The 23,850-nt window shown below is 72.3% G+C and carries 7 protein-coding genes; 4 read left to right on the top strand and 3 right to left on the bottom strand.

The annotated features are described in order from the left end of the window. Positions 1-16 precede the first annotated feature (16 nt). Genes CMO28_RS05830 through CMO28_RS05820 form a run of 3 tightly spaced genes read right to left on the bottom strand, consistent with a single transcriptional unit; the run spans position 17 to position 17,990 of the window. Positions 17-6,202 (bottom strand): non-ribosomal peptide synthetase, encoded by a 6,186-nt coding sequence (locus CMO28_RS05830; protein ID WP_322111297.1) that lies wholly within the window; start codon positions 6,200-6,202, stop codon positions 17-19. Continuing rightward, positions 6,199-11,607, bottom strand: a complete 5,409-nt coding sequence (locus tag CMO28_RS05825) for an SDR family NAD(P)-dependent oxidoreductase (RefSeq protein WP_296711000.1) — start codon at positions 11,605-11,607, stop codon at positions 6,199-6,201. The genes CMO28_RS05830 and CMO28_RS05825 overlap by 4 nt, the downstream gene beginning before the upstream one ends. Next, positions 11,604-17,990 carry a non-ribosomal peptide synthetase gene (locus CMO28_RS05820; protein WP_296710995.1) on the bottom strand — a complete coding sequence of 2,129 codons (6,387 nt, stop codon included), beginning with the start codon at positions 17,988-17,990 and terminating at the stop codon, positions 11,604-11,606. The genes CMO28_RS05825 and CMO28_RS05820 overlap by 4 nt, the downstream gene beginning before the upstream one ends. 340 nt (positions 17,991-18,330) lie before the next feature. Between CMO28_RS05820 and CMO28_RS05815 the strand changes: the two genes are divergently transcribed. The 4 genes from CMO28_RS05815 to CMO28_RS05800 all read left to right on the top strand — a co-directional run bounded on the left by CMO28_RS05815 (position 18,331) and on the right by CMO28_RS05800 (position 23,771). Further along, on the top strand, positions 18,331-19,464 hold the full coding sequence (locus CMO28_RS05815) for an efflux RND transporter periplasmic adaptor subunit (protein WP_296710992.1): 1,134 nt from the start codon (positions 18,331-18,333) through the stop codon (positions 19,462-19,464). Further along, on the top strand, positions 19,464-22,556 hold the full coding sequence (locus tag CMO28_RS05810; protein ID WP_296710989.1) for an efflux RND transporter permease subunit: 3,093 nt from the start codon (positions 19,464-19,466) through the stop codon (positions 22,554-22,556). The genes CMO28_RS05815 and CMO28_RS05810 overlap by 1 nt, the downstream gene beginning before the upstream one ends. 286 nt (positions 22,557-22,842) lie before the next feature. Continuing rightward, on the top strand, positions 22,843-23,418 hold the full coding sequence (locus CMO28_RS05805; RefSeq protein ID WP_062763031.1) for a YcjF family protein: 576 nt from the start codon (positions 22,843-22,845) through the stop codon (positions 23,416-23,418). 140 nt (positions 23,419-23,558) lie between these two features. Next, the gene (locus tag CMO28_RS05800) at positions 23,559-23,771 is read left to right on the top strand and encodes a hypothetical protein (RefSeq protein ID WP_062763033.1); all 213 of its coding nucleotides are present in this window, start codon (positions 23,559-23,561) and stop codon (positions 23,769-23,771) included. Positions 23,772-23,850: the final 79 nt, after the last annotated feature.

The following is a 23,850-nucleotide window of genomic DNA, read 5'->3' as shown; positions in this document are numbered from 1 at the left end:
CGGGATCGGGCTGCGGTCATAGCTGCTGGTCCAGCCGGCGATGCGGAACACCGGGTCGCCGTCCAGCGCGCCATAGGTATCGGCATAAAGCCGGCGCCAGTCCTCGGCGCGCTCGGCCTCGCGGGCGGCACGGTCGGCCTCGTCGGCGGCGGTGTCCGCCACCACGAAAGCGATAAGCCGGGCGGCGGCCTGGGCATCGCCCGCCGGCGCCAGCAGCACGGCGGCCTCGGCGACCGCCGGATCGTCGCGCAGCGCCGCCTCGATCTCCCCCCGGCTCGATCCGGTGACCGCGGAGCTTCACCTGGGCGGCGGCGCGGCCGCGGAAATCGAGCGATCCGTCGGGCCGCCGCACCACCAGATCGCCGGTGCGGTAGAGCCGGGCTCCGGGGGTAGAGGAGAACGGGTCGGGCAGGAAGGCCGTGGCGGTCAGCTCCGGGCGGCCCAGATAGCCGCGGGCCAGACCGGCGCCGCCCAGCCAGAGTTCACCCGCCACGCCGAAGGGCACCGGACGCATCCGGCGGTCCAGGACATGGGCGGTGAAGCCGTCGATCGGCCGGCCGATGGCGGGTGCGCGGCCGGCGGCGATCTCTGCCGGATCGACGGGGCCTGCGGTTGCAACCACCGCAGTTTCGGTCGGGCCGTAATGATTGATCAGGCGCACACCGGGCATCTCTGGTGCCGCCGCCAGGCGCTCACCACCGGTCAGAAGCAGGTCGAGCTTCAACCCCTCGGGCCTGGGCCGCGAGAGCAGCGGGGCGGCAAGCGGCGTCGGCACGAAGGCCTGGGTCACGCAATGGGTGACGAAATCGGCCAGCAGCAGGTCGGGATCGCGGCTGGCCCCCGGCTGGGGCAGGACCAGGGCGGCCCCGGCGGCAAGCGCCGGCCAGATCTCCCAGCCGGCGGCGTCGAAGGCGAGGCCGGCCACCTGGGCCATGCGGGTGGTCCGGTCGGGCGCATAGGCGCGCCGGTGCCAGGCGACCAGATTGGCGAGCCCGCCATGGGTGACGGCCACGCCCTTGGGCCGGCCGGTGGAGCCCGAGGTATAGACGACATAGGCGAGGCGGTCGGCATCCAGGCCCGCCGGATCGGGCAGCCGGGCTGCGGCATCGCCGTCACCCGTATCGTCGTCCGGCACCAGCACCGGCACGGCATCCCCGATGCGGGGCGCCTGATCGGCGGCGGCCAGCACCGCGCGCATGCCGGCATCGGCGATCTGCCAGCGGATGCGCTCGTCCGGATAGTCGGTCACCATCGGGACATAGGCTGCCCCCGCGCGCAGCACCGCCAGTGCCGCGATCACGAAAGCGGGCGAGCGGTCGAAGAGCAGGCCGACCCGGTCTTCGCGTCCGATACCGGCCGCGATCAACCGCCGGGCGAGGCGGGTGGCGGCCTGGTCCAGATCGGTGCGAGAGAGGGGCGCGCCCTGGTGCAGGATCGCCGGAGCCGCGGGGGCCTCGGCTGCCCGGCTGGCAATTTCGGCGGTGACGGGACGGAAGGCCGCGGCCGGCGGGCCGGCACGGAGCGCGGTGAGGGCGGCCTCTTCATCCGCGGTCGCGACCGGCAGGGTCGAGACCGGGGCCTCGGGTTGGGCCAGGGCGGCGGTGAGCAGGGTTTCGTAGCGGCCGAGCAGTCTGTCGACCGTGGCCGCATCGAAAAGATCGGTGGCGTAATAGGCGACCAGATCGTAGCCGGTCTCCGACGGCCAGACATGGAGTTCCAGATCGAAGCGGGTACGGGTCACCTCGCGCTCGACCGGCTGAATGTCGAGCCCGTTAAGGGCGAGCGGTGGCACTTCGGCGTTCTGGACCGCGAAGGCGATCTGGAACAGGGGGTTGCGGTCCAGCGCCCGGTCGGGTTCCAGCGCCTCGACCAGCACCTCGAAGGGCAGGTCCTGATGGTCCTGGGCGTCGAGCACCACCTGGCGGACCCGGTCGGTGAAGGCGGCGAAGCCCGGATCGTCGTTGAAACGGCTGCGCAGCACCAGGGCGTTGACGAAAAAGCCGATCAGCGCCTCGGTATCGGGATGGGTGCGGTTGGCGATGGGCGAGCCGACGGCGACGTCGGTGGTGCCCGAGATGCGGCCGATCAGCAACTGGAAGGCGGCAAGCAGCACCACGAAGGGCGTCGCCTTGTGGCGGCGCGCCGTCTCGTCGACATGGCGGGCAAGTGCCGCCGGCATCGGCCGGCGGGTCAGCGCGCCCTGATAGCTCTGCACCGCCGGCCGCGGCCGGTCGAAGACCGGTTCGGGGGCGGTGAAGCCGTCGAGCACGCCGCGCCAGTGGTCGAGCAGCCGGTCGCGTTCAGCCCCGGACAGCCGGGCGCGCTGCCAGAGCGCCACATCGGCATAGTCGACGGCGAGCGGCGGCAGCGGATCGGGCCGGCCGGCGGCGAAGGCGGCATAAAGCGCGCCCAGCTCGCGCACCATCACCCCGATCGACCAGCCGTCGGAGGCGATGTGATGGAGGGTCGCGAGCAGGACATGACTGGTCTCACCCAGGCGCAGCAGCCGGGTGCGGATCTTGAGCGGCCGGGTGAGATCGAAAGGCGTTTCGGCATCCTCGACCGCGCGGGCGACCACCTCGGCTTCGGGATCGGCGAGGTCTGAGAGGTCCTCCACCGGCAGCGGCCAGGTCTCGGGTGCGGGATGGATGCGCTGCACCGGCCGGCCGTCGCGCTCGATCATCGCGGTGCGCAGCACGGCATGGCGGCGGCAGATCGCGGCGAAGGCGCGCGCCAGGGCGTCTTGGTCCAGCCGACCGGTCAGGCGCAGGGCGGCCGGCATGTTGTAGGCGCCGCGCGCCGGGCTCAACTGGTCGATGAACCACAACCGCTCCTGCGCGAAGGAGAGCGGCAGGTCGTCGTCGTCCGTGCGGCGCGGGATCGGGGCGGTCCGGCCGGCCGGCGTCAGGGCATCGAGGGCGGCCGCCAGATCCGCAAGGCGCGGGGTCTCGAAGACCTGGGCCACCGCAGGCTCCAGGCCCAGATCGCGGCCGATGCGGGCGATCAGCTGGGTGGCGCGCAGCGAATGGCCGCCGAGGGCGAAGAAATCGTCGCCGCGCGACACCGCATCGACCGGCAGGCCAAGGATTTCGGCCCAGATCGCCGCCAGCCGCCGCTCGGTTTCGGTGGCGGGCGGCGTGGCCGTGGCGGTGGCGAGCGGCATGCCGTCCGTGGCCGGCAGGGCCCGGCGGTCGAGCTTGCCGTTGGCCGAGCGCGGCAGGGCGGGGCTGATCACCCAGCGCGCGGGCACCATCGGCTCGGGCAGGCGGGCCCGCAGATGGTCGGCGAGCGCCTGGGCGAAGCCGGTCTCGTCGGCGGGGCGTGCGCGCGGCTCGACATGGGCGACCAGCGTCGCCTGGCCGGCGATCATCCGCACCACCACCAGCGCCTGCGCGACATCCGGATGGCTGCCCAGTGCCGCCTCGATCTCGCCCGGTTCGACCCGGAAACCGCGGATCTTCACCTGGTCGTCGGCCCGGCCCAGATAGCTGAGCCGGCCGTCGCGATGGCGGAGCACCCGGTCGCCGGTGGGATAGGCGCGGCCGCCATCGGGGCCGGTGACGAAGCGTTCCGCGGTGCGGGCGGCATCGCCGGCATAGCCGAGCGCCGGGGCCGCGCCGCCGATCAGCAGTTCGCCCGCCACCTCGTCGGGCAGGAGATGGCCGGCCGGATCGGTGACGAAAAGCGTGGCGCCGTCGACCGGGCGGCCGATGGCCGGGCGGTCGGGCCAGCGGTCGACATCCGATGCCGGCAGCAGTTCGGCGGCGACGACATGGGTCTCGGTCGGGCCGTACTGGTTGTCGATGGCGAAGGGCTGCCGCCGGCACCAGTCGCGGACCGGAGCGGTGATGCGCAGCTGCTCGCCTGCGGTCGCGATCATCTGCACCGAGGCGGGGGTCCGGTCGGGATGGTCGGCCAGATGGTCGGCCAGCGCGTGCAGCATCACCACCGGCAGGAACAGCCGGGCGATGTCGTGGCGCGAGATGAAGGCGGCAAGCGCCGCCGGATCGCGGCGGGTGGCCTCGTCGGCGGTGACCAGCGTCCCGCCCTCGGCCCAGGCCAGGGCCGCTTCCTGCATCGAGACGTCGAAGCCGAGCGGGGCGAAGCCGAGGGTGCGGGCGGGCATGGGGTGGCGGGCCCGGTGCCAGCCGATCAACTGGTCGAGCGTGCGCCAGGCGACCCGCACCCCCTTGGGCGTGCCGGTCGAACCCGAGGTGAAGAGCAGATAGGCGAGGTCGTCGGGCGATGTCGCGACCGGCCGGGCTTCGGTGGTGGCATCGGGCAGGGCAAGCACGGGCCGGTCGGTCAGCCGGCGCAGCCGGTCGATCTCTGCCGCATCGGCGACGATCGCGGCCGGTTCCGCGATGGCGATCATGGTCGCGAGCCGGGCATCCGGCAGCTCGGGATCGAGCGGCATGGCCCCTGCACCGGCAAGCCAGGTACCCAGCAGGCCGATGCCATGGGCCTGACCGCGGCCCAGCATCAACCCCACCGGTGCACCCTGCACGGCGCCGAGTTGCCCGGCGAGCGCGGCGGCGCGGCCGATCAGACCGCGGCGATCCAGGCTGCCATGGGCGTCGACCAAAGCCGGTGCCGTAGGGGCCTCGGCCGCGCGGGCCACGATCTCGTCCAGCACCCGCGGGTGGCGGATGGCGGCGCCGCGGGCCGCCGCATCGATGCGGGCGGCCTCGGCCGCGGTCAGGATCGGCAGGTCGGCCCAGGCTTCATCGGGGCGGGTCGCCATGCCGTCCAGGATCAGACCCAGCCGGTCCAGCAGGTCGGTGGCGGCGGTGCGGCCGATCCGGGCCGGATCGAAAGTGACCGCCAGATCGAAGCCTTCCGGCCCGGCATGGCCGTGAATTTCAAGGTCGAGCCGGGTGCTCGTGGCCGGGGCAGGCAGAATGGCGACGTCGAGACCGCCCAGCCTCGGCGCCGGCAGATCGGCGGCGCCGGCTGCGACCAGCACCCGGAAGAGCGGGTTGTCGGTGCCGGTGCGGGCAATGCCCAGTGCGTCGACCAGCCGGTCGAAGGGGAGCGACTGGTGGGCAAGCGCATCGCGGGTGTCGCCGCGGATGGCGGTGAGCAGCTCGCGCACCGTGCGCGCCCGGCCGAGTGCCGCGCGCAGCACCAGCGTGTTGGTGACGAAACCGATCAGCGCCTCGGCATCGGCATCGGGCCGGTTGGCGACCGGGGTGCCGAGGGCGAAATCCCGGCTGCCCGACAGCCGGCCGATCAGGATCTGGGCGGCCGCGGTCAGGATGATGAAGGGGGTGACGCCCAGCCCACGGCCGAGGGCGTCGAGCCGGGCCGACGTCTCTGGGGCAAGACGCCGCCGGATCACCGGGTCGCCCCCGGCTGGTTCGGGGTGCCTGGCCGGTTCGGGGTGCCCGGGCAGAAGAAGGTCCGAGGCCGGCGGCAGATCGGCCAGCCGCTTGCGCCAGGCATCGAGATCGGCCGTGCGGACCCGCCCCTGATCCTGCATCACTTCGGCATAGCTGCGGCGGAGCGGCGGCAGCGTGCCGCCGTCATACAGAACCTGCAACTCGTGGAGCAGCACGCCCAGCGACCAGCCATCGGCGGCGGCATGGTGCAGCACCACCACCAGCCGGTGATGATCGGGCGCCTGGCGGAGGAGTGCGGTGCGGAGGTTGAGCCCGTCCGCCAGATCGATCGGCCGGGCGGCAATCTCGCGCGCCATCGCATCGGCCGTGGCGTCGTCGGCGGCATCGGTCACCGGCAGCGGCCAGGGCGCGGGCACCGGCCGGAGCACGGCGCGCGGTATGCCCTGATGACTGACGATCGCGGTCCTGAGCGGCTGATGGCGGCGGGCGATGTCGGCGAAGGCCCGGGCCAGGCGGGCGATGTCGAGCGGGCCCCTGAGGTCGAGCGCGGCGGTGATCAGCGCCGCCCGCGGATCGGCGCCCAGCCGGTCGAGGAACCACCAGCGGGCCTGGCCGGGGGCGAGCGGGATCTCATCGTCCAGTTCGGGGTGGAAGGGGGGCAGCGGGTCGCGGTCATCCGCCGCGGCGACGGCGGCCGCCTCGGCCAGAAGCGCGATCAACTCGGCGCGGCGCGCCCCGATCTCGGCCCGCAGTTCCGGGGTCAGCGCCCCTTTCGGTGCCCGGAAGCGCAGCTCGCCATTTTCGGACCAGAGCTGGATGCCGGCACCGGCGACGCGGGCGAGCAGGTCGGTGGCGGTCACAGGGCGCCCTCCTCGAAATCCTCGTCGGCCCCGGCCGGGTCCGGCGCCGCAACGCCGTCGACATGCGCCGCCAGCGCCCGGATGGTCGGGGCATCGAACAGCGCGGCCGGGGTGAGATGCAGGCCGAAATGGTCGTTGATCCGGGTGACGATCCGGGCGGCGAGCAGGCTGTGGCCGCCGGCGGCGAAGAAATCGGCATCGATGCCGGGGACCGGTGCCGGCAGCAGTTCCGACCAGATCGCGGCCAGGGCGGCTTCGGTCGGCGTGCGGGGGGCGACGGCCGCAATGGTGTCGCCGCCGGCGGCAAGGACCGCAAGGGCGTCGTCGCTTTCCGGCAGATGATCGACATGGCGGAGCCCGGGGCCGGCAGGGGTGCCGAAGATGTCTTCGGCCCGGCGGAGCGTCGCCGGGGCAGCCGTCTCACCAGCCACCAGCAGCACCGCGCGGGCGCGGGCGGGGGACAGGGCCGGATCGATGCAGCGGGCCGCGATCATCGGATGGCGGCGATCGGCGCCGATCACCGCGCGGGTGAGGCCCGCGGCCAGCACGACATCCAGGCTGGCCAGACCGTCGGCGGGCGGGATGGGCAGCAGGCCGCGGCCGCGGGCGAGGCCGGCGGCACCGGTGACGGCCGCCCCCATGCCGGGCCCTTCCCAATTCGTCCAGGCGATGGTGACGAGGCGTGGCCCGCCGGGCCGGCGCAGCGCAGCGGCTTCGGCTTCGAGGGCCGCATTGGCGGCGGCATAGGCCGCGGTGCCGGCCGCCGGCAGATGGGCCACGACGGAGGAGAAGGCGATCAGCAGCCCGTCATCCCGCAGCAGGCGGGCAAGCGCCGGGAGCATGCCGGTCTTGGGCGCCGCCAGCTCGGCCACCGCCCTGCCGTCTTCCTCGGCCGCCGGGCGCTCGCGATAGAGCCCCGCCAGATGGGCGATGCCGTCGAACCGGCCGAGGGCCGCAAGCCGCGCGCCGGCATCGGCGGCGGCAAGATCAAGCGACAGGGCTTGCACCCGCGGGTCATCCATCGTTGCCATACGCCGGCCGATGACGGTGACGGAGGCCACGCCCCGATCGAGCAGATGGCGGATCAGCGCCCGGCCGAGCCCGCCATGGCCGCCGGTGACCAGCCAGGACTGCCCCGGGGCGATACCCTGGGCAGGGGTATCGGGGGCGAGCCGCGCCGGGCGCAGCACCGGCCGGGTGCGGCCGCCGGCCGTAAGGTGGACCACCGGCAAGGTGCCGCGGGCGATCTCGTCGGTGACCACCGCTTCAGGGGTGCCGTCGGCCACGATGATCCGGCGCAGATGCAGGCCGGGCAGGTCCTCGGCCGCGGCGGCGGTGAAGGCATCGACCGCGGCGGCGGTGACGTCGCCGGCGGGTGTCACGGTGACCAGTTCGGCATCCTGGACCAGCTCGGCATCCCGGCCGGCCAGCCGGGCCAGCAGCGCGCGCCGGCGGTCGATGGCATCGGCCAGCGCCATGCCGCGCGGCAGGCGGTCTTCGATCAACCCAAGCCGCGGGGCGCCGGCAAGCGGCGGGGCGGGGGCATCCCCCGGCTCAAGGAACCAGTCGGGCAGGCCCGGCCCCCGATCGCGGCCCGGGGTGAGGCCGAGGGCGGCGAGTCGGGCATCGAAATCGCCCGCTTCCAGCCGGCGGCGCAGGGCGGTGCGCTGGATCTTGCCGCTGGTGGTCTTGGGGAAATCGGCCCGGTCCAGCGGCACCACCACCGAGGGCGCAATGCCGAGCCGGCGGGCGAGACGGGCGGTGATTTCGGCGATTTCGGCGCGGCGCGGGCCGGCATCATCGGCGGCGCCGATCTCGGCCAGACAAGCCTCGGGCACATAGAAAACGGCGATCCCTTCGGTGCCGAGATCGGGGCGGTCGACGGCGGTGGCGGCGACGAAGGTGGCGGCGACCCCCGCCGCGCGGCCGGCCTCGTCTTCGACGTCATGGGCATAATGATTGGCGCCGCGGACGACGATCATCTCTTTCAGCCGGCCGGTCAGCACCAGGCGGCCATCGGCGATGAAGCCCAGATCGCCGGTGTCGAACCAGCCGGCATCGGCGAAGGCCGCTTCATTGGCGGCGGCGTTGTCGATATAGCCGGGGGTGGTGACGGCACCCCGCGCCTGAAGCCGGCCGATCACGCCTTCCGGGCAGGTGGCGCCGTCGGGATCGGCGATGCGGATGGCGACACCGGGGATCGGCCGGCCGGCATCGACGAAGCTGACCGTGCCGGGGCCGGGGGCGGTTGCGGCGCGCAGCCGGCCGGTGAGCGATCCGGCGGTGACATGGCGGCAGGCGCCGTCTGCGGTGAAGTCGATGCCGCCGGTCATCACCGTGCAGAGTTCGGCCATGCCGAATTCATTGCGCACGGCACCGGGGCGCAGGCCATGCGGCACCATGGCCGCCAGCGCATCGGCGACCACCGGCGCCGTCACCTGTTCGCCCGCATTGATGAACCAGCGGATCGAGGACAGGTCGCGCCGCCGGCCCGTCTCACGCGACAAGGCGTCGGCGACCAGGCGGAAGGCGAAATTGGGCGCCCAGGCCAGCGTCACCCGGTGGCGTTCGATCAGGTCGAGCCAGAGCAGCGGCCGGTCCAGCACCGCAGCGGTGGGGGCCTGGATCTGCTGGCGGCCGAGCACCGTGTCCTTCAGATGGCAGGTCAGCATCGGCACGACATGGTCGAAGGGCAGCCAGTTCATCGACACGTCGTCGGGCCCGTGCCCCCAGGCGGCGACCTGGCCGAAGACATGGGCGATCACCCCGCCATGGGTGACCTGGATGCATTTGGGCACACCGGTCGAGCCCGAGGAGAGCTGGATGAAGGCGACATCCTCCGGGGTGGCCGGATGGGGAACCCCGTCAGGCGTGTCGGCGGCGGGGGCGGCGACCAGGATCCGGGCCTGGGGCAGGATCCGGGTCAGATGATCGCGGGTGTCGGCATCGGTCAGCACCGGCGGGGCGCCCAGATGCGCATGGGTGCCCGAAAGCTTGGCCGCGACGGCATCGCCGGCGGTATGGGGCACGGCGACCGTCACCGGCCGGATGCCGCCCAGAATGCAGGCCCAGAGCGCCTCGATATGACGGGAGAGGTCGGCGAAGACCAGCACCGCCCGGTCGCCCGGGCGCAGCCCCGCCGCCTGAAGCCGGCCCAGCGTGTGGCGGGCGGCCGCCAGAAGCCCGGCATAATCCTGAAGCCGCGGCGACCCGCGGCCGTCGTCATGCAGAATGCCGCGCCCCGGATGGCGGGCGGCGGTTGCGATCAGGGCGGCATCCAGCGTGCGCGGGGCATCGGCGGGCAGAACCAGCGGCCCGCCATCGGCCAGTGCCGGCGGCGGCGGGTCGCCCGGCACCAGCCAGCCCGCGTCATCCGCCGCTCTGGCGGTGCCGGGCAGGCTGTCGAGCGGCAGGCGCGGCAGAGCGGGGGCCGGCGCCTCCACCCAGACCAGGGCAGCCCGATCCGCCCGGTGCGGGGCCGCGGGCACGGCCAGCCGGTCGAGGGCGGCGCGGTCGGGCCGGCCCTCGGCATCGCGCGGGATGGCATGAACCGGCAGGACGGCATCCGGGCGGAGCAGCTGCGGCAGCGCGTCCACGAGCCCGGCCGCGAAACCCGCAGGTCCGATCGACGGAATGCCGGTTGCGACCGCCGCGACCAGACGGGTCTCGTGATCGGTGCCGATGCGGGTCCAGACCGCCGCATCGAGCACGCCGGGCAGGCGGCGCAGCGCCGCTTCCACCGCGGCCGGATGAACCCGCGCGGTGCCGCGGCGCAGTGCGCCGTCGATGCCGGGCAGCAGCCGCAGCCGGCCGTCGGACAGCCGCCGCGCGCGGTCGGGGCCGGGTAGCAGCCGGCCCGGCAGGCCCACGGGTGCCAGATGCAGCCGGCCATCGGGGCCGGTCACCACCGGCAGGTCGTCGGCGGCGGGTTCGGTCGTCAGGGCCAGGCGCGACACCGGCAGGCTGCCGTCAACTGCTATGGCGTCGACGACCAGCCCGAAAGCGTCGGCGAGTGCGGCGGCGAGCGCCGGCGGTACCATGTCGGGCCGGAAGCCCAGCGATCCGGCCAGCCCGCCGGCGGGATCTTCATGGGCCGTCAGATAGAGCGCGAAATCCAGCCGGTCGGCCGGCAGCGGCAGCGGCCGGAAGCGCAGGCCGTGGGCGTCGGCCGCAGGCGCCGGCACGTTCAGGAAGCTGAAGGCGGCGTCGATCGCCGGCCGGGTCCCGGCGCCATGGCGGCGGTCGATCGCCTCCATGATCTGGGCGAGGGTGATGCCGTCATGGGCCTGGGCGTCGATCACCGCATCGCGGGTGCGGGTGAGCAGGGCGTCCACGCCTGGATCGTCGGCGGTGGTGAGCCGCAGCACCACCAGATCGGCGAATTCGCCGATCGTGCGGTCGAGCGCCGGATCTGGACGGTTGGCGACCGCGACCGCGATCGTGGTGTCGCCCTGATCGGTGAACCGGCCGAGCACCGCGCCCCAGGCGGCGAGCAGGGCGGTGAAGACCGTGGCGCCGGGCACGCGCCGGCTGAGACCGGCCAGGGCTTCCGTCCGCGCGGGGCTGATCCGGAAGGGCAGATGCCGGGCGGGGCCCGGCTCTCCCGGCCCGCCATCCAGCATCAGCCGCAGCGGCGCGCCGGCCAGACGGTCGACCCACCGGTCGAGACGGCGGTGGTGTGCTTCGCCGGCTGCCAGATCGGCCAGACGCCGGGCTTCGTCGAAGGCGGAACGCGCAGGCGGCGGCGCCGGTGGCCGGCCGGCCATCCGCCGGGCATAGGCGTCCTGAATCAGGGCGAGGCAAAGCCCGGCCGACCAGCCATCGGCCACGATGTGATGCAGCACCACCCCCAGCCCGTGCAGATCCGGCGCACAGCGGAACAGGCGGAAGCGGGCGAGCGGGCCGGCAGCGAGATCGAAGCCCTCGCGGCCGAGGGCGAGGCCCGCCGCAACCAGGGCGGCGTCGGCATCCTCCGCCGGCCAGACATGGACGACCGGCAATGCCTCGGCCGGTGCGGGGGCGGGCAGCACCTCCTGCACCGGGCCCCGGGCGGTTTTCAGGATCCGGCAGCGCAGCGCCGCCTGGGCAGTGACGACGTCCGAGACCGCCGCCGCCAGCCGGTCGGCATCGAGCGGGCCGTCGATGCGCAGCATCAGCGACATGGCCTGGGCATCGCCCGCCTCGTCTTCGGCCAGAAACAGGAAGCGCGCCTGGGCGGGGGAAAGCGGGGCCTGTGCGCCGACCTCGGGCCATGTCTCCGCAGCGACAGCCGTCGCAGGTGCTGCCGGAGCCCCGTCGCGGGCCGCCAGACGCTGCTTCAGCGCCGCGCGCTGGGCGGGGCTGAGGGCGGCCATGCGGTCAAGCAGGCTGCGGCCGGCAGGCGTATCGGGCGGGAGCGTGCTCATTGGGCGGCGGTATCCGGAAAGGTTTCGGCCTCGGGCCCATCTGTTCCGGGCCCATCTACTTCGGACCCATCTACCTCGGGGAGTGCCTCGATTTCGGCCAGCAGGGCGGCGAGATCGTCATCTCCGGCCAGTGCCGCATCGGTCAGGGCGCCCAGGGCGGCGGCAAGCGTCGCCACGGTCGGGTTTTCGAACACGGTGCGCAGCGGCACCTCCACCGGCAGCGCCTCGTTCAGCCGGGCGAGCATGCGCACGGCCTTGAGCGAGTGGCCGCCGAGGGCGAAGAAATCGTCGCTGCGCGCGATGGCCGGCCGGTCCAGCACCTCGGCCCAGATCTCTGCAATCAGGATCTCGACCGGGCTGACCGGGGCATCGCCGCCGGCAGGGCGGTCAGCCGCGGGCAGCGGCCGGGCGGTCAGCGCCCGGCGGTCGAGCTTGCCCGAAGCGGTGAGCGGCAGGCTGTCGGTCGCGACGAAGCGCGCCGGGATCATGTGGATCGGCAGATGCCGGGCGACATGGCGGCGGAGCACATCGGCCGCAGGCAGCGCCTGCCCCGGATGGCAGGCCAGCCAGGCGACCAGGGTCTCGCCGCCCTCGGCGCTGATCACCGTCACCCCGGCGCGGGCGATGGCGGGATGGGCGCTCAGCACCGCTTCGATTTCGCCCGGCTCGATCCGCTGGCCGCGGAGTTTCATCTGGGCGTCGATCCGGCCCTGATAGCGCAGCCGGCCCCGGGCATCGACCAGCACCCGATCGCCGGTCAGATAGCAGCGGGCACCGGGGCGGGGGGCCGCCGGGTCGGGACGAAAGGCGAGCGCGGTGCGCACCGGATCGCCGTGATAGCCGCGGCCGACGGTCTCGCCGCCGATGGCGAGTTCGCCCGGCAGGCCGGACGGGACGGGACGGCCGGTGCGGTCGAGCACCACGAGATGCACGCCGTCGATCGCCGCACCCAGCGGCGCCGTGCCCGCCGCGGGCAGACCGTCCGCGACCCAGGCGGTGGCATCGATGCAGCATTCGGTGGGGCCGTAGAGGTTGATGATCGCGCAGCCGGCCGGCAGCACGGCGCGCGCGGCGCGAATGGTGGGGGTACCCAGCGCTTCGCCGCCGATGAACAGCCGGCGCAGCCGCCTGCCGCTGGCCAGGGCGCCGGTGGCGGCCAGCGCATCGACCAGGGTCGGTGTCGCCTGAAGGATGGTGATGCCATGGGCGTCGAGCAGCCTGCCCAGGGTCTCGGGCGCGCGATGGCTGCCCGAGGGGGCCAGCACCAGCCGGGCGCCGGTCATCAGCGGCGCCTGGAATTCCCAGACCGAGGCGTCGAAGCCGGTGGGCGTCTTCTGAAGCACGGCATCTGCGGCGTCGAGCGGGAAGCTGCGGTTCATCCAGGCCATGTGCCGGGCGAGCGCGCGGTGCGGCACGGCCACCGGCTTGGGCGTGCCGGTGGAGCCCGAGGTGAACAGCAGATAGGCCAGCCGGTCGGGATGGCGGGCGCCGGCCGGCAGCGGATGATCGCCGGCGGCGGCATCGATCCGGGTGGCGCCGTGGGCATCCAGCACCAGATCGGGGGCGGCGGTCGCCAGGATCAGCGCCCGGCGCGCCTCGGGCTCGTCCTCGTCGAGGGCGAGCCAGGCACCGCCGGCAATCGCCACTGCCAGCATCGACACCACCAGCTCGGCCCCGCGGGGATGGGCGAGGGCGACGATGCGATCGGGGCCGATGCCGGCCGCGACCAGCCCCGCCGCGCGGCGGCGGGCGCGGGCTGCCAGTTCTGCGGCGGTGAGGCTGATGCCCGTGGCCGCATCGACCAGCGCGATCCGGCCGGGATCGGCGTCGAGACGGGCGAGGATGAGGTCGACGACATCGGATGCGGAGGCGGGGGACGCCGGCACTGTCGGAACCGGGGCTTCGAAGAGTTCCGGCAGACGCGCTGCGGGATGGCGGGCGGCGGCGCGGATCAGGGCGGTGAGCCGGTCGGCGATCAGGGCGATCGTCTCGGGCTCGAACAGCTCGGCGCGATAGTCGAAGCGCCAGGACATCGACCGGCCGGTCTCTTCGACCGAAAGCATCAGGTCGAATTTGGCTGCGGTGAAGGCGGGGGCAAGCCGGCTGACGGCAAGCCCCGGCAGTTCCAGCCGGCTGGCGCCGGCCAGCTGCCAGGCCAGCATCACCTGGAAGAGCGGCGTATGGGCCAGGCTGCGTTCGGGCGCGAAGGCATCGACCAGGCGCTCGAAGGGCAGGTCCGGATGGTCGAAGGCGGCGAGGCAGGTGGCGCGGGTGCGGGAGAGCAGGGCGGGAAGATCGGCGGCCCTCAGATCCAGCCTGAGCGGCAGGGTGTTGGTGAAGAAGCCGACCAGATCCTCCAGCCGCCGGTCCGGGCGGTTGGTCACCGGCGTGCCGATCACGACCTCGTCCTGGCCGGCCATGCGGCCGAGCAGCAGGCCGAACAGGGCGGTCATCACCATGAAGGGGGTACCACCGGCAGCGGCGGCAAGCCTGCGGAGATCGTCCGGCAGATCCGCGGGCAGATCGCGGACAAGGCAGCCGCCCCCCGACGAGACCACCGGCGGCCGCGGCCGGTCGGTCGGCAGATCCAGCACCGGCGGGTCGGTGAGTACGCCCCGCCAATGGTCCAGCTGGCGGCGGGCTTCGGCATCGTTCAGCCGGCGGCGCTGCCAGTCGGCGACATCGGCATAGGTGAGCGCGGGCGCCGGCGGCAGATCGGGACCGGCGCCGATCCGGGTCGCGTAAAGGGCGGTCAGCTCTTCCAGCACGATCTGCCCCGACCAGCCGTCGCCGGCGATGTGGTGCAGGTTGACCAGCAGGACATGGGCGTCATCGGCCAGCCGCAGCAGGGTCAGCCGCACCAGCGGTGCCCGGGTCAGATCGAATGGCGTGGCGGCGTCGCGGGCGGCGGCCTCGGTCACCGCCGCATCGCGCGCCACGGGATCGAGATCCCTGAGATCGCGGGTCGTGAGCAGCAGCCGCGCCTCGGGATCGACCCGCTGAAGCGGCACGCCGTCGGGGGCTGCGAAGCAGGTGCGCAGCATCGGATGGCGATCGGGCAGCACGGCCGCGGCCTCGGCAAAGGCTGCGACGTCGAGCGGGCCGTCGATGCGGACCGCCATCGCCATATTGTAGGCGACGGCGCCGTCCGGCCACTGGGCCAGAAACCAGATCCGCTCCTGCGCGAACGACAGCGGGCGCAGGCTGCTGGCCGGGACCGGCAGGATGTCGAGCACGGGGCCGGGGGCCGCAGGGGCATCCCGGCGCCGGGCGGCGACGAGTGCTGCCAGATCGTCGAGGCGGGGATGGTCGAACAGCTCTTCCAGGCCGATTTCGACATCGAACACCGCGCGCAGCCGCGTCGCTACCTGCATGGCCTTCAGCGAATGGCCGCCGAGGGCGAAGAAATCCGCGCCGGATCCGGGCATCGGCAGGTCGAGCACCTCGGCCCAGATCGCGGCGATTTCGGCCTGAAGCGGGCCATCGAGGCGGGCGCGGGCGGCGGTGGCCGGTGCCTCCCCGGCCATCGCCTGGCCAAGGGCGCGGCGGTCGAGCTTGCCGGAACGCGACAGCGGCAGGCGATCGGCGGTGGTAACGATCGCAGGGTGGAGCACGGCGGGCAGGCGGGCCGCCAGATGGCGGCGCAGCTCGTCGGAGGCCGGGGCAGGATGGCCGGGGCGGAGCACGATGCAGGCGCCGAGCCGGGGGGCGGCGCCGTCGGTCGCCGGCAGCAGGGCTGCGCCCGCCTGGGCGATGGCGGGATGGGCCATCAGCGCGGCTTCGATCTCGCCCGGTTCGATCCGCCGGCCGCCCAGCTTGATCTGGCCGTCGATCCGGCCCAGCGCCAGCAGGGCATCCCGTTCCGTGCGGCGGACGCGATCGCCGGTCAGATAGCGGCGGGCGCCCGGCATCTCCGCCTCGGGGTCGGGGCGGAAGGCGAGCGCGGTGCGCACCGGATCGCCGTGATAGCCACGGCCGACGGCCAGGCCGCCGATGGCGAGTTCACCGGCGACCCCCGGGCCGACCGGGTCGCCCGCGGCATCGATCACCTGCAGGCTGGCGCCGTCGACCGGATCGCCCAGCGGCGCCGCCCCCTGCAGATCCGCCGGGATGTCGGCGGCCGAGGCGTCGATACAGCATTCCGTGGGGCCGTAGAGATTGATCAGGGCGGCATCGGCGGGGAGGGCCGCCCGGGCGGCGGCGATTGTCGCGGGGCCCAGGATCTCGCCGCCCGCGAACAGGCGGCGCAGCCGGCTGGCACGGGCGAGCGCCCCGCTCGCGGCCAGCGCGTCGATCAGGGTCGGCGTGGCCTGCAGGATGGTGGCACCGTGATCTGCGCAAAGGCGCCCGATCATCTCAGGGTCGCGATGGCTGCCGGCTGGCGCCAGCACCAGCCGCGCGCCGGCCATCAGCGGCGCCAGAAACTCCCAGATCGAGGCGTCGAAACCGGCCGGGGTCTTCTGCAGGACGACGTCGTCGGGGCCGAGCGGGTAGCGCCGGCCCATCCAGGCCATGTGCATGGCCAGGGCCCGGTGCGGCACGGCGACCGGCTTGGGCGTGCCGGTCGAGCCCGAGGTGAACAGCAGATAGGCGAGTTGTTCGGGATGAACCGGCCGTGCTGCCGGCCGGGCATCGGCGGCAACGGTCAGGTCGAGGGCGCGGGCCGACTGGTCGTCCAGCACCAGCAGGGGGCGGGCCTGATCGCGCATCGCCGCCCGGCGGGCAGGGGGATCCTCGGGATCGAGCGGCAGCCAGGCGGCGCCCGCCATCGAGACCGCGAGCCGCGAGACCACGGCCTCGACCCCCGGCGGATGGGCAAGGCCGATCACGGTTTCGGGGCCGGCACCGGCGCGCTGAAGGGCGGCCGCGCGGCGGCCGGCGCGGGCGACGAGGCCCTGATAGTCCACCCGATCCCCGGTCGCGGCATCGACCACCGCAAGGGCCGCGGGCGTGGCGGCGGCCTGGGCCGCGATCGCATCGGCGAGCGGTGCGAGATCGCCCGGTCGTGGCGGCCGGCCGCGGCCCAGCCGGCCGAGCCGGGCGAGGGTTTCGGCATCCGGCTGGTCGAGCCGGCCGAGGCTGGCTTCAGGCTGGTCGAGGAGCCGATGGCAGAGCCGGCTGAAGCGGGCGATCAGGGCCGGGATGTCGTCGGCGGCGAAAACGTCGCTGCGCCAGTCCAGATCGACGGTGACGGCGGCGCCGTCGTGATAGTCGCGCACGAAGATCGAGAGCGGATGCGGCTCTCGCCCGGTTGAAAGGGTATGGGCGGTCGCCGTCACCGGGCCGAAGCGGGCATCGTAGTCGTGCGGCTCGAAAGACAGGGTGAGATCGAAAGCGGGCGTGCCCCGGCCACGCACCGCCGCCAGCATCGCCGCCTGTTCGGCAAAGGCGATGCTGCGATGGCGATAGGCGCTGCGCATCCTGCGGGCCAGAGCGGCCGCGACATCGAGCGGTCGGTCGGTCGCATCGATCGCAACGATGGCCGGCTGCATGGTGGCGAACAGGCCGACGGCCGCCTTGTGGGCGGCGGTCGGCCGGTTGGCGACCGGCAGGCCGGCGACCAGGGCATCCCGCCCCGCCCGGCGGAGCAGGGCGGCGGAGGCCAGCACCAGAAGCAGCTGCGGCAGGCCGGCGCCGGCCTCTGCGGCAAGCCGGGCAAGGCCGTCATAGACCCGGCGCTCCAGCCCGATCCGGGTTCGCCGGCCCGGCACGTCGGGCTTGGGCGGGGCGAGATCCGGTGGGCCGAAATGCGGTGGGCCGAAATGCGGGGGCGGCAGGGGCGGTACCGGGTTGAGCACTGGCGGGGCCGCTGCCAGAACCGTCGACCAGTGGCGGCGCGCCGACACGCCGTCGCCTGCAAGTGGATCCTCGATCGCCAGCGGATCGCTGCCGGCGAGGCCCGGGTCGCGGCCGGCGAGCAGCGAGGTGTATGCATGTGCGGCATCCTGCACGATCCGGGAGATCGCGTGGCCGTCGACGATCAGATGATGATAGGTCTTGGTCCAGAAATGGCGGTCGGCGGCGAGGCGTATCAACCCCCACCTGAACAGGGGGGCGCCGGCCGGAAATATCCGGCGGAAATCCGCTGCCATCCATGCGTTCGCAGCTGCCACAGGATTTTCCTCCTGCGACAGATCGACGCTGACAGGTGACGAGAAAGTGTCTTGGTATGCGAGAAGACGAAAACCGTCTCCTTCGGGCACCGGTTGCATATGCAGGCCGGCATGTGCAACCGCCACTGCCTTCAGTGCCGCGCCGAAGATATCGATATCCAGAGGACCACGGAGTTCAACATATCCACCGATGTGATATGAGCCCGGTCCGGTATTCAGCCGCTCATCCAGCCAGATGTTTTGATGTGCGATGAAATATGGCGCGGTCATCGGCAGTCTTCATTCCGCTGGTGATCAGGCTATGATAGGCGCGGCTCTGGCGATGCGGCAACCTGCGAGGGGGGACTCCGGTCGATGGTTGTTGATCGCCGGATGGCGCAGAGATGAAGGCAGCCGCAGATCCTGCTATCGATGACCATGGGATCCGGCACGGTGCATTCCGCCACAGTTTCGGTGCCCACGAAGTTGCGCCCATTGGTAGGCCGGGAGATATTCCCGTGCAAGTGGATTTTTGGTTGCGGTTCGGTAGACAGGTGATGCCATGTCGTGTCACCCTCCACCCCGGACCAGTGACCGTTCGCGGTGTGTTGCGCCGCAGCAGGGGAGTGGGATGAGGGCGAGAGGCTGGATCACGCTGGTGATCGTTGCAGGCCTGGCCGGCGCCGCCGGCTGGGCGTGGCAGGCCGGTCTCGTGCCTGGCGTGCCTGCGCCGGGGGCGACGAAAGGGCCGGCCGTTGCCGGAACCGCCGCCACGCCACCCCAGCAGCCCCCGGCGGCGCCGGCGATGAAGGTGGGCGTGGCCAAGGCCGGTCGCGGCACGGCCTATGATCGCCTGATCACCTTCGGCACGGTGGAACCGGTGGCGCGCATCGTGCTGTCGCCGCAATCCGGCGGCCATGTGGTCGCGGTGCTGTTCCGCGAGGGGGAAGCGGTGAAGCAGGGCCAGCCCCTGGTCCGGCTGGACCAGCGCGTGGCCGAGGCCGAGCTTGCAAGCGCCCGGGCGACCGCGGCGCTGGACGCCCAGAACCTGAAGCGCGACGAAGAACTGGGCCGCCGGGGCACCAAATCCCGCGCCGATATCGACCAGTCGCGGGCGGCGGTCGCGGCCTCGCGGGCGGCGCTGGAGGTGAAGCAGACCCAGCTCGACCTGCTCACCCTGCGCGCACCCATCGACGGCGTCGCCGGCACCCGCAAGATCGAGGTCGGCAGCTTTCTCTCTCCCGGTGAAGAGGCGCTGACGGTCGAGGACCGCTCCCGCCTGCGGGTGACCTTCCGGGTGTCGGAAAAACTTCTGCCCCGGCTGAAGACCGGCCTGCCGGTCACCCTCTCGTCCCAGAGCCTGGGCCCCGACCCCATTCAGGGCCGGGTGACGCTGGTCGATCCCTCGATCGAACCCGACAGCCGCAGCATCCTGCTCCGCGCCGAGCTGACCCAGGCCGAAATCGGCGGCCGGCCGATCCATCCGGGCCTGTTCGTCAATGTCGATCTGCTGCTCGACAGCCGCGAGGGCGCCGTACTGGTGCCCCGGCCGGCGGTGATGTCGTCGCTCTCGGGCGACTACGTCTATGTGGCCGACAACGGCAAGGCCGTCCGCCGCCCGGTGACCATCGGTGCCGAGGGCGATGGCGGCACGGTCGAGATCGTGACCGGGCTCGATGCCGGCACGCCGGTGATCGTGGAAGGCCAGTTCAAGGTCGAAGACGGCATGCGGATCGATCCGGTACCGGCAGGCGGGGGCGGCTGATGCTGATCTCCGACCTCTGCATCCGCCGGCCGGTCTTCGCGATCGTGATCAACCTGATCCTGGCGCTGCTGGGGCTCTATGCGCTCAACCATCTGTCCATCCGCCAGTTGCCGGCGATGGACTTCCCCTATGTCACCATCACCACCGTCTATCCGGGGGCCGCGGCCGAACAGGTCGAACGCCAGCTGACCACGCCGATCGAACAGGCGGTGTCGGGCATTTCGGGCGTGCAGCAGATCACCTCGCAGAGCCGCGCCGGCATGTCGCTGGTCCAGATCCAGTTCCGCCTGGGGCTCGACGGGCTGCTGCTCGCCAACGAGGTGCGCAACAAGGTGGCGCCGCTGACCGACACGCTGCCCCAGGCGGCGCGGGCGCCGGTGGTGGCGCAGCAGTCGCTCGATGCCCAGCCGATCATGTTCCTGACGGTGGCGAGCGACAATCATGATGCGCTGGAGATCAGCGATACCGCCAATCGCCTGCTGCTGCCGCGGATCGCCGCGCTGGACGGCGTGGCCCAGGCGACGCTGCTGGGCGAGCGGCGCTATGCCATCCGCATCGTGCTCGACCCGATCCGCCTTGCGTCCTATGGCATCACCATCGGCGATGTCCGGGCGGCGATCGTCGCCCAGAATGCCGACGTGCCCGGCGGCGAAATCCGCACCCGCACCGACCGCACCGATGTGGTGGTGGAAGGCGCGCTGTCCACCGCGGCCGAATTCGACCGTCTGGTGGTGCGCGCCGAGCCCGGCTATCTGGTGCGCATCTCCGATCTGGGCCGGGCCGAGGTGGGGCCGGAAAGCCTGGACAATGCCATCCGCTTCAACGGCCGCGATGTGGTGGCCGTCGGCATCGTGCCGCAGAGCACCGCCAATCCGCTCGACATCGCGAAACTGGTGAAGGCCGAGCTGCCGGCCCTGCAGGCCGGCCTGCCCGGCGGTTTCCGGCTCGAGATCGCCTTCGACAGCACGATCTATATCGATGCCTCGGTGCATGAGGTGTTCGAGACGATCGCGATCGCCGTCGCCCTGGTGCTGGGCGTGGTGGTCATCTTCCTGGGCTCGCTGCGCTCCAGCGCCATTGCGCTCGTCACCATCCCGCTGTCGCTGCTGGGCACGCTGGGGCTGATGGCGGCGATGGATTTCAGCATCAACACCCTGACCCTGATGGCGGTGGTGCTGGCGATCGGCCTGGTGGTCGATGATGCCATCGTCGAGATCGAAAACGTCCAGCGCCATGTCGATGACGGGCTGGATGCTTTCACCGCATCCTTCCTGGGCAGCCGCGAGATCGGCTTTGCGGTGATCGCGACCACGCTGACCCTGGCTGCGGTCTTCGCGCCCATCGGTCTGGTCGGCGGCCAGATCGGCATGCTGTTCCGGGAATTCGCCTTCACTCTGGCGGGGGCCGTGCTGATTTCGGGCTTCATCGCCCGTACGCTGTCGCCGATGATGTGCGCGCGGCTGATCGGCGCCCGGGCCGAACACGGCTATGCCCGCCGGGTGGAACGGGCGACCGAGGCGCTGGCTCGCGGCTATGCCCGGCTGCTGGGCTGGCTGCTGCACCGGCGCTGGCTGGTGCTGGTGGGGGTGATCGCCGCGCTCTATGTCGGTTTCTCGGCGACCAGCCGGCTGAACTTCGCCTTCGCGCCGGTCGAGGATCAGGGCTATATCCTGTTCGACATCGAGGCGCGCGGCACCTCGACCCTCGATCATCTCCAGGATCAGATCGCCCGGGTGGAGGCGGTGCTGAAAACCGTGCCCGAGGCGACCGGCGTCCTCACCCTGCTCGGCAGCCCCAAGCCGTCTGCCGCCAATGCCTATCTGCTGCTGAAGCCCTGGGGGGAGCGCAGCCGCAGCGCCACCGAAATCGGCGATGCGCTGAAGCCGCTGCTGGCGGCGATCCCGGGCCTGCGGATCGACGTTCTGCAGGTCAGCCCGCTGGGTGGCGGCGGCAGTTCGCGGCCGATCCAGCTGATGATCACCACCACCGGCAGCTATGACGATCTGGCCCGGACCATGGACCGGCTGGTGACGAAGGCGCGCGAACTGCCGTCGATCGCGGACCCGGCCTCCAGCCTGGAGCTGGACCGGCCGCAGCTGGAGGTGACGCTGGACCGCGACGGCGCGGGCGAGCAGGGGGTGACGGCGACCGCGCTGGGCGACACGCTGCAGGCGGCGCTGGGCGGCAACCCGGTTTCCACCTTCACCAACCGCGGCGAACTCTACAAGGTGATCATCGACCTGCCGCCCGAATGGCGGGGCCAGGTGGAGACGATCAACACGCTGGAAATCCGCGGCAAGAGCGTCGATCCGCTGCCGCTGCGCGATTTCGTGGAACTGCACCGCACCGTCGGTGCCGACACGCTGGAGCACACCGACGGCCTGCGCTCGGCCACGTTTACCGCCGCGGTCGCCCCAGGTCATCAGCTGGCCGAAGCCTTCCAGGCGCTGATGCCGCTGATGGACGAGGTGCTCCAGCCCGGCATGAAGCCGGTGCTGGCCGGCGATGCCGCCAAGGCTTCGCAGGAAAGCGGCTCGGCCGGTCTGGTGCTGCTGCTGGCGCTGGTGTTCATCTTCTTCATGCTGAGCGCCCAGTTCGAAAGCTTCCGCGACCCGGTGATCGTGCTGGCCATCGCGCCGCTGGCGGTGGCCGGTGCGATCTTCACCCTGAGCGAGACCGGCGGCGGACTGAACATCTACAGCTTCATCGGCTTCGTGACGCTGATCGGCCTGATCGCCAAGCACGGCATCCTGATCACCGAATTCGCCAATCAGCTGCGCGATGCCGGCCGTGACCGGACTGAAGCGGTGATCGAGGCGGCCGAAACCCGGCTCCGGCCGATCATCATGACCACGATCGCCACCGTGCTGGGCGCGGTGCCGCTGGCCATCGCCACCGGCGCCGGCGCCGGCGGGCGCCGCGAACTGGGCTGGGTGATCGTCGGCGGCATGACCTTTGGTACGTTCGTGTCGCTGTTCGTCATACCTGCGGTTTATACTCTGATTTCGCGGAAGCGGCGCAAGGTGCTGGTGGATCCCCCACCGCCCGATGCGCTGCTTCAGCAGAGATTGAAGGATCGGACGGCATCATGACCGCGCCGGGTGTGAAAACCCTGCCACTGGATGCCGGCCAGATGGCGTACCGCCTGCGGAACCGGATGTCTCCGGGAATTCCGTTGGCGTTTCAGAGGAAGAATGGCACGCTCTGCGTGGATCATCAGTATGGTACGGGTGACCTTGCCCGCACGGCACTGTCCCTCCACGGTACTGCCCCACGACGGGCTGTCGTCCCTTCCCCCTTCCGACCCACCGAACGATCCCGGCAAGACTGGCCTATCCCGGCAAGACTGGTCCGGGCCCCTGGATGAGGATGCGATCGATGTCCACCGCCGAAGTGACGGCTGCTCCCGCCGAAGAGTACACCCCTGAGCTGCGCGCCGACGATGCGCGTTCGCTGGTCAAGCGTTGCGCGCTCTGGGGCGCGGGCGCCGGCCTGCTGCCTTTCCCCCTGCTCGACGTGGCCCTGGTCACGGGCGTGCAGGTGAAGATGATCTACGAGCTGTCGAAGCTCTATGACGTGCCGTTCAGCGAGAACCGCGCCAAGGCGATCATCGGCTCGCTGGCCAACACCGTCGTCCCCGGCACGGCCGCGGCCGGCCTGGTCGGTGGCGTCGCCAGCCTGGTGAAGGCGGTGCCGGTGGTCGGTACCGTCATCGGCCTCGCGGTCTCGCCCACTGTCTCGTATGCCGTGACCTATGCCATCGGCCGGGTGTTCATCCAGCACTTCGAGACCGGCGGCACGCTGCTGAACTTCAACCCGGATCAGCTGCGCGAGCACTTCAAGGCCGAATTCGAGGCCGCCAAGGCCGATGCGCCGTCGACCACCGAAGCGGCGAAGGCCGCGGCCGACGCAGCGAAGGCCGAAGGCAAGCCCGCCGCTACCAAGGCGTCGTGACTGCCGTTCAACGGATGACCATCCGACGGGTCGCCCGCCCGCTTCCGTCACCGCATCTGCGGGGTGCGGGGCGGGCGGCGCCCGTCGCCTGACCACGTCGAACCCGGTCTTTGGACCTGCGCACCGAGAGGATCACCGCGATGCCGCCGATTGCCGGCCTCATGCTCCCCATCATCTACGTCGTCATGTCGGTGATGGTCGGCCTCTGTGGCGCGGGCCGCAAACCGGGCTTCGTCGTCTCCTTCCTGCTGTCCATCCTGCTGACGCCCTTCGTGGTGCTGCTGGTGCTGTATGCGACCCGCCCGCGTGAGCCGGCCCCTCCGGTGGTTGCGCGCAAGGCGCGGCGGCGCTGAGCGCCGGAAGACCGTATCGCGGAACGGGCCCTGACCCGATGCACCGCGACCCGCTTCCCGGGGGCATCTCCCGGGCAGG

The sequence above is a fragment of the Tistrella sp. genome (assembly GCF_002684955.1).
GTDB classification, from domain to species: domain Bacteria; phylum Pseudomonadota; class Alphaproteobacteria; order Tistrellales; family Tistrellaceae; genus Tistrella; species Tistrella mobilis.
Note: the sequence above shows the minus strand (reverse complement) of the source record. Positions and strands in the feature narration are given on the sequence as shown.

Coding starts and splice junctions, on each gene's coding strand:
- CMO28_RS05820 (WP_296710995.1), bottom strand. CDS start 17,990: ATGACCGCGCCATATTTCATCGCACATCAAAACATCTGGCTGGATGAG.
- CMO28_RS05805 (WP_062763031.1), top strand. CDS start 22,843: ATGTCCACCGCCGAAGTGACGGCTGCTCCCGCCGAAGAGTACACCCCT.
- CMO28_RS05815 (WP_296710992.1), top strand. CDS start 18,331: ATGAGGGCGAGAGGCTGGATCACGCTGGTGATCGTTGCAGGCCTGGCC.
- CMO28_RS05800 (WP_062763033.1), top strand. CDS start 23,559: ATGCCGCCGATTGCCGGCCTCATGCTCCCCATCATCTACGTCGTCATG.
- CMO28_RS05825 (WP_296711000.1), bottom strand. CDS start 11,607: ATGAGCACGCTCCCGCCCGATACGCCTGCCGGCCGCAGCCTGCTTGAC.
- CMO28_RS05810 (WP_296710989.1), top strand. CDS start 19,464: ATGCTGATCTCCGACCTCTGCATCCGCCGGCCGGTCTTCGCGATCGTG.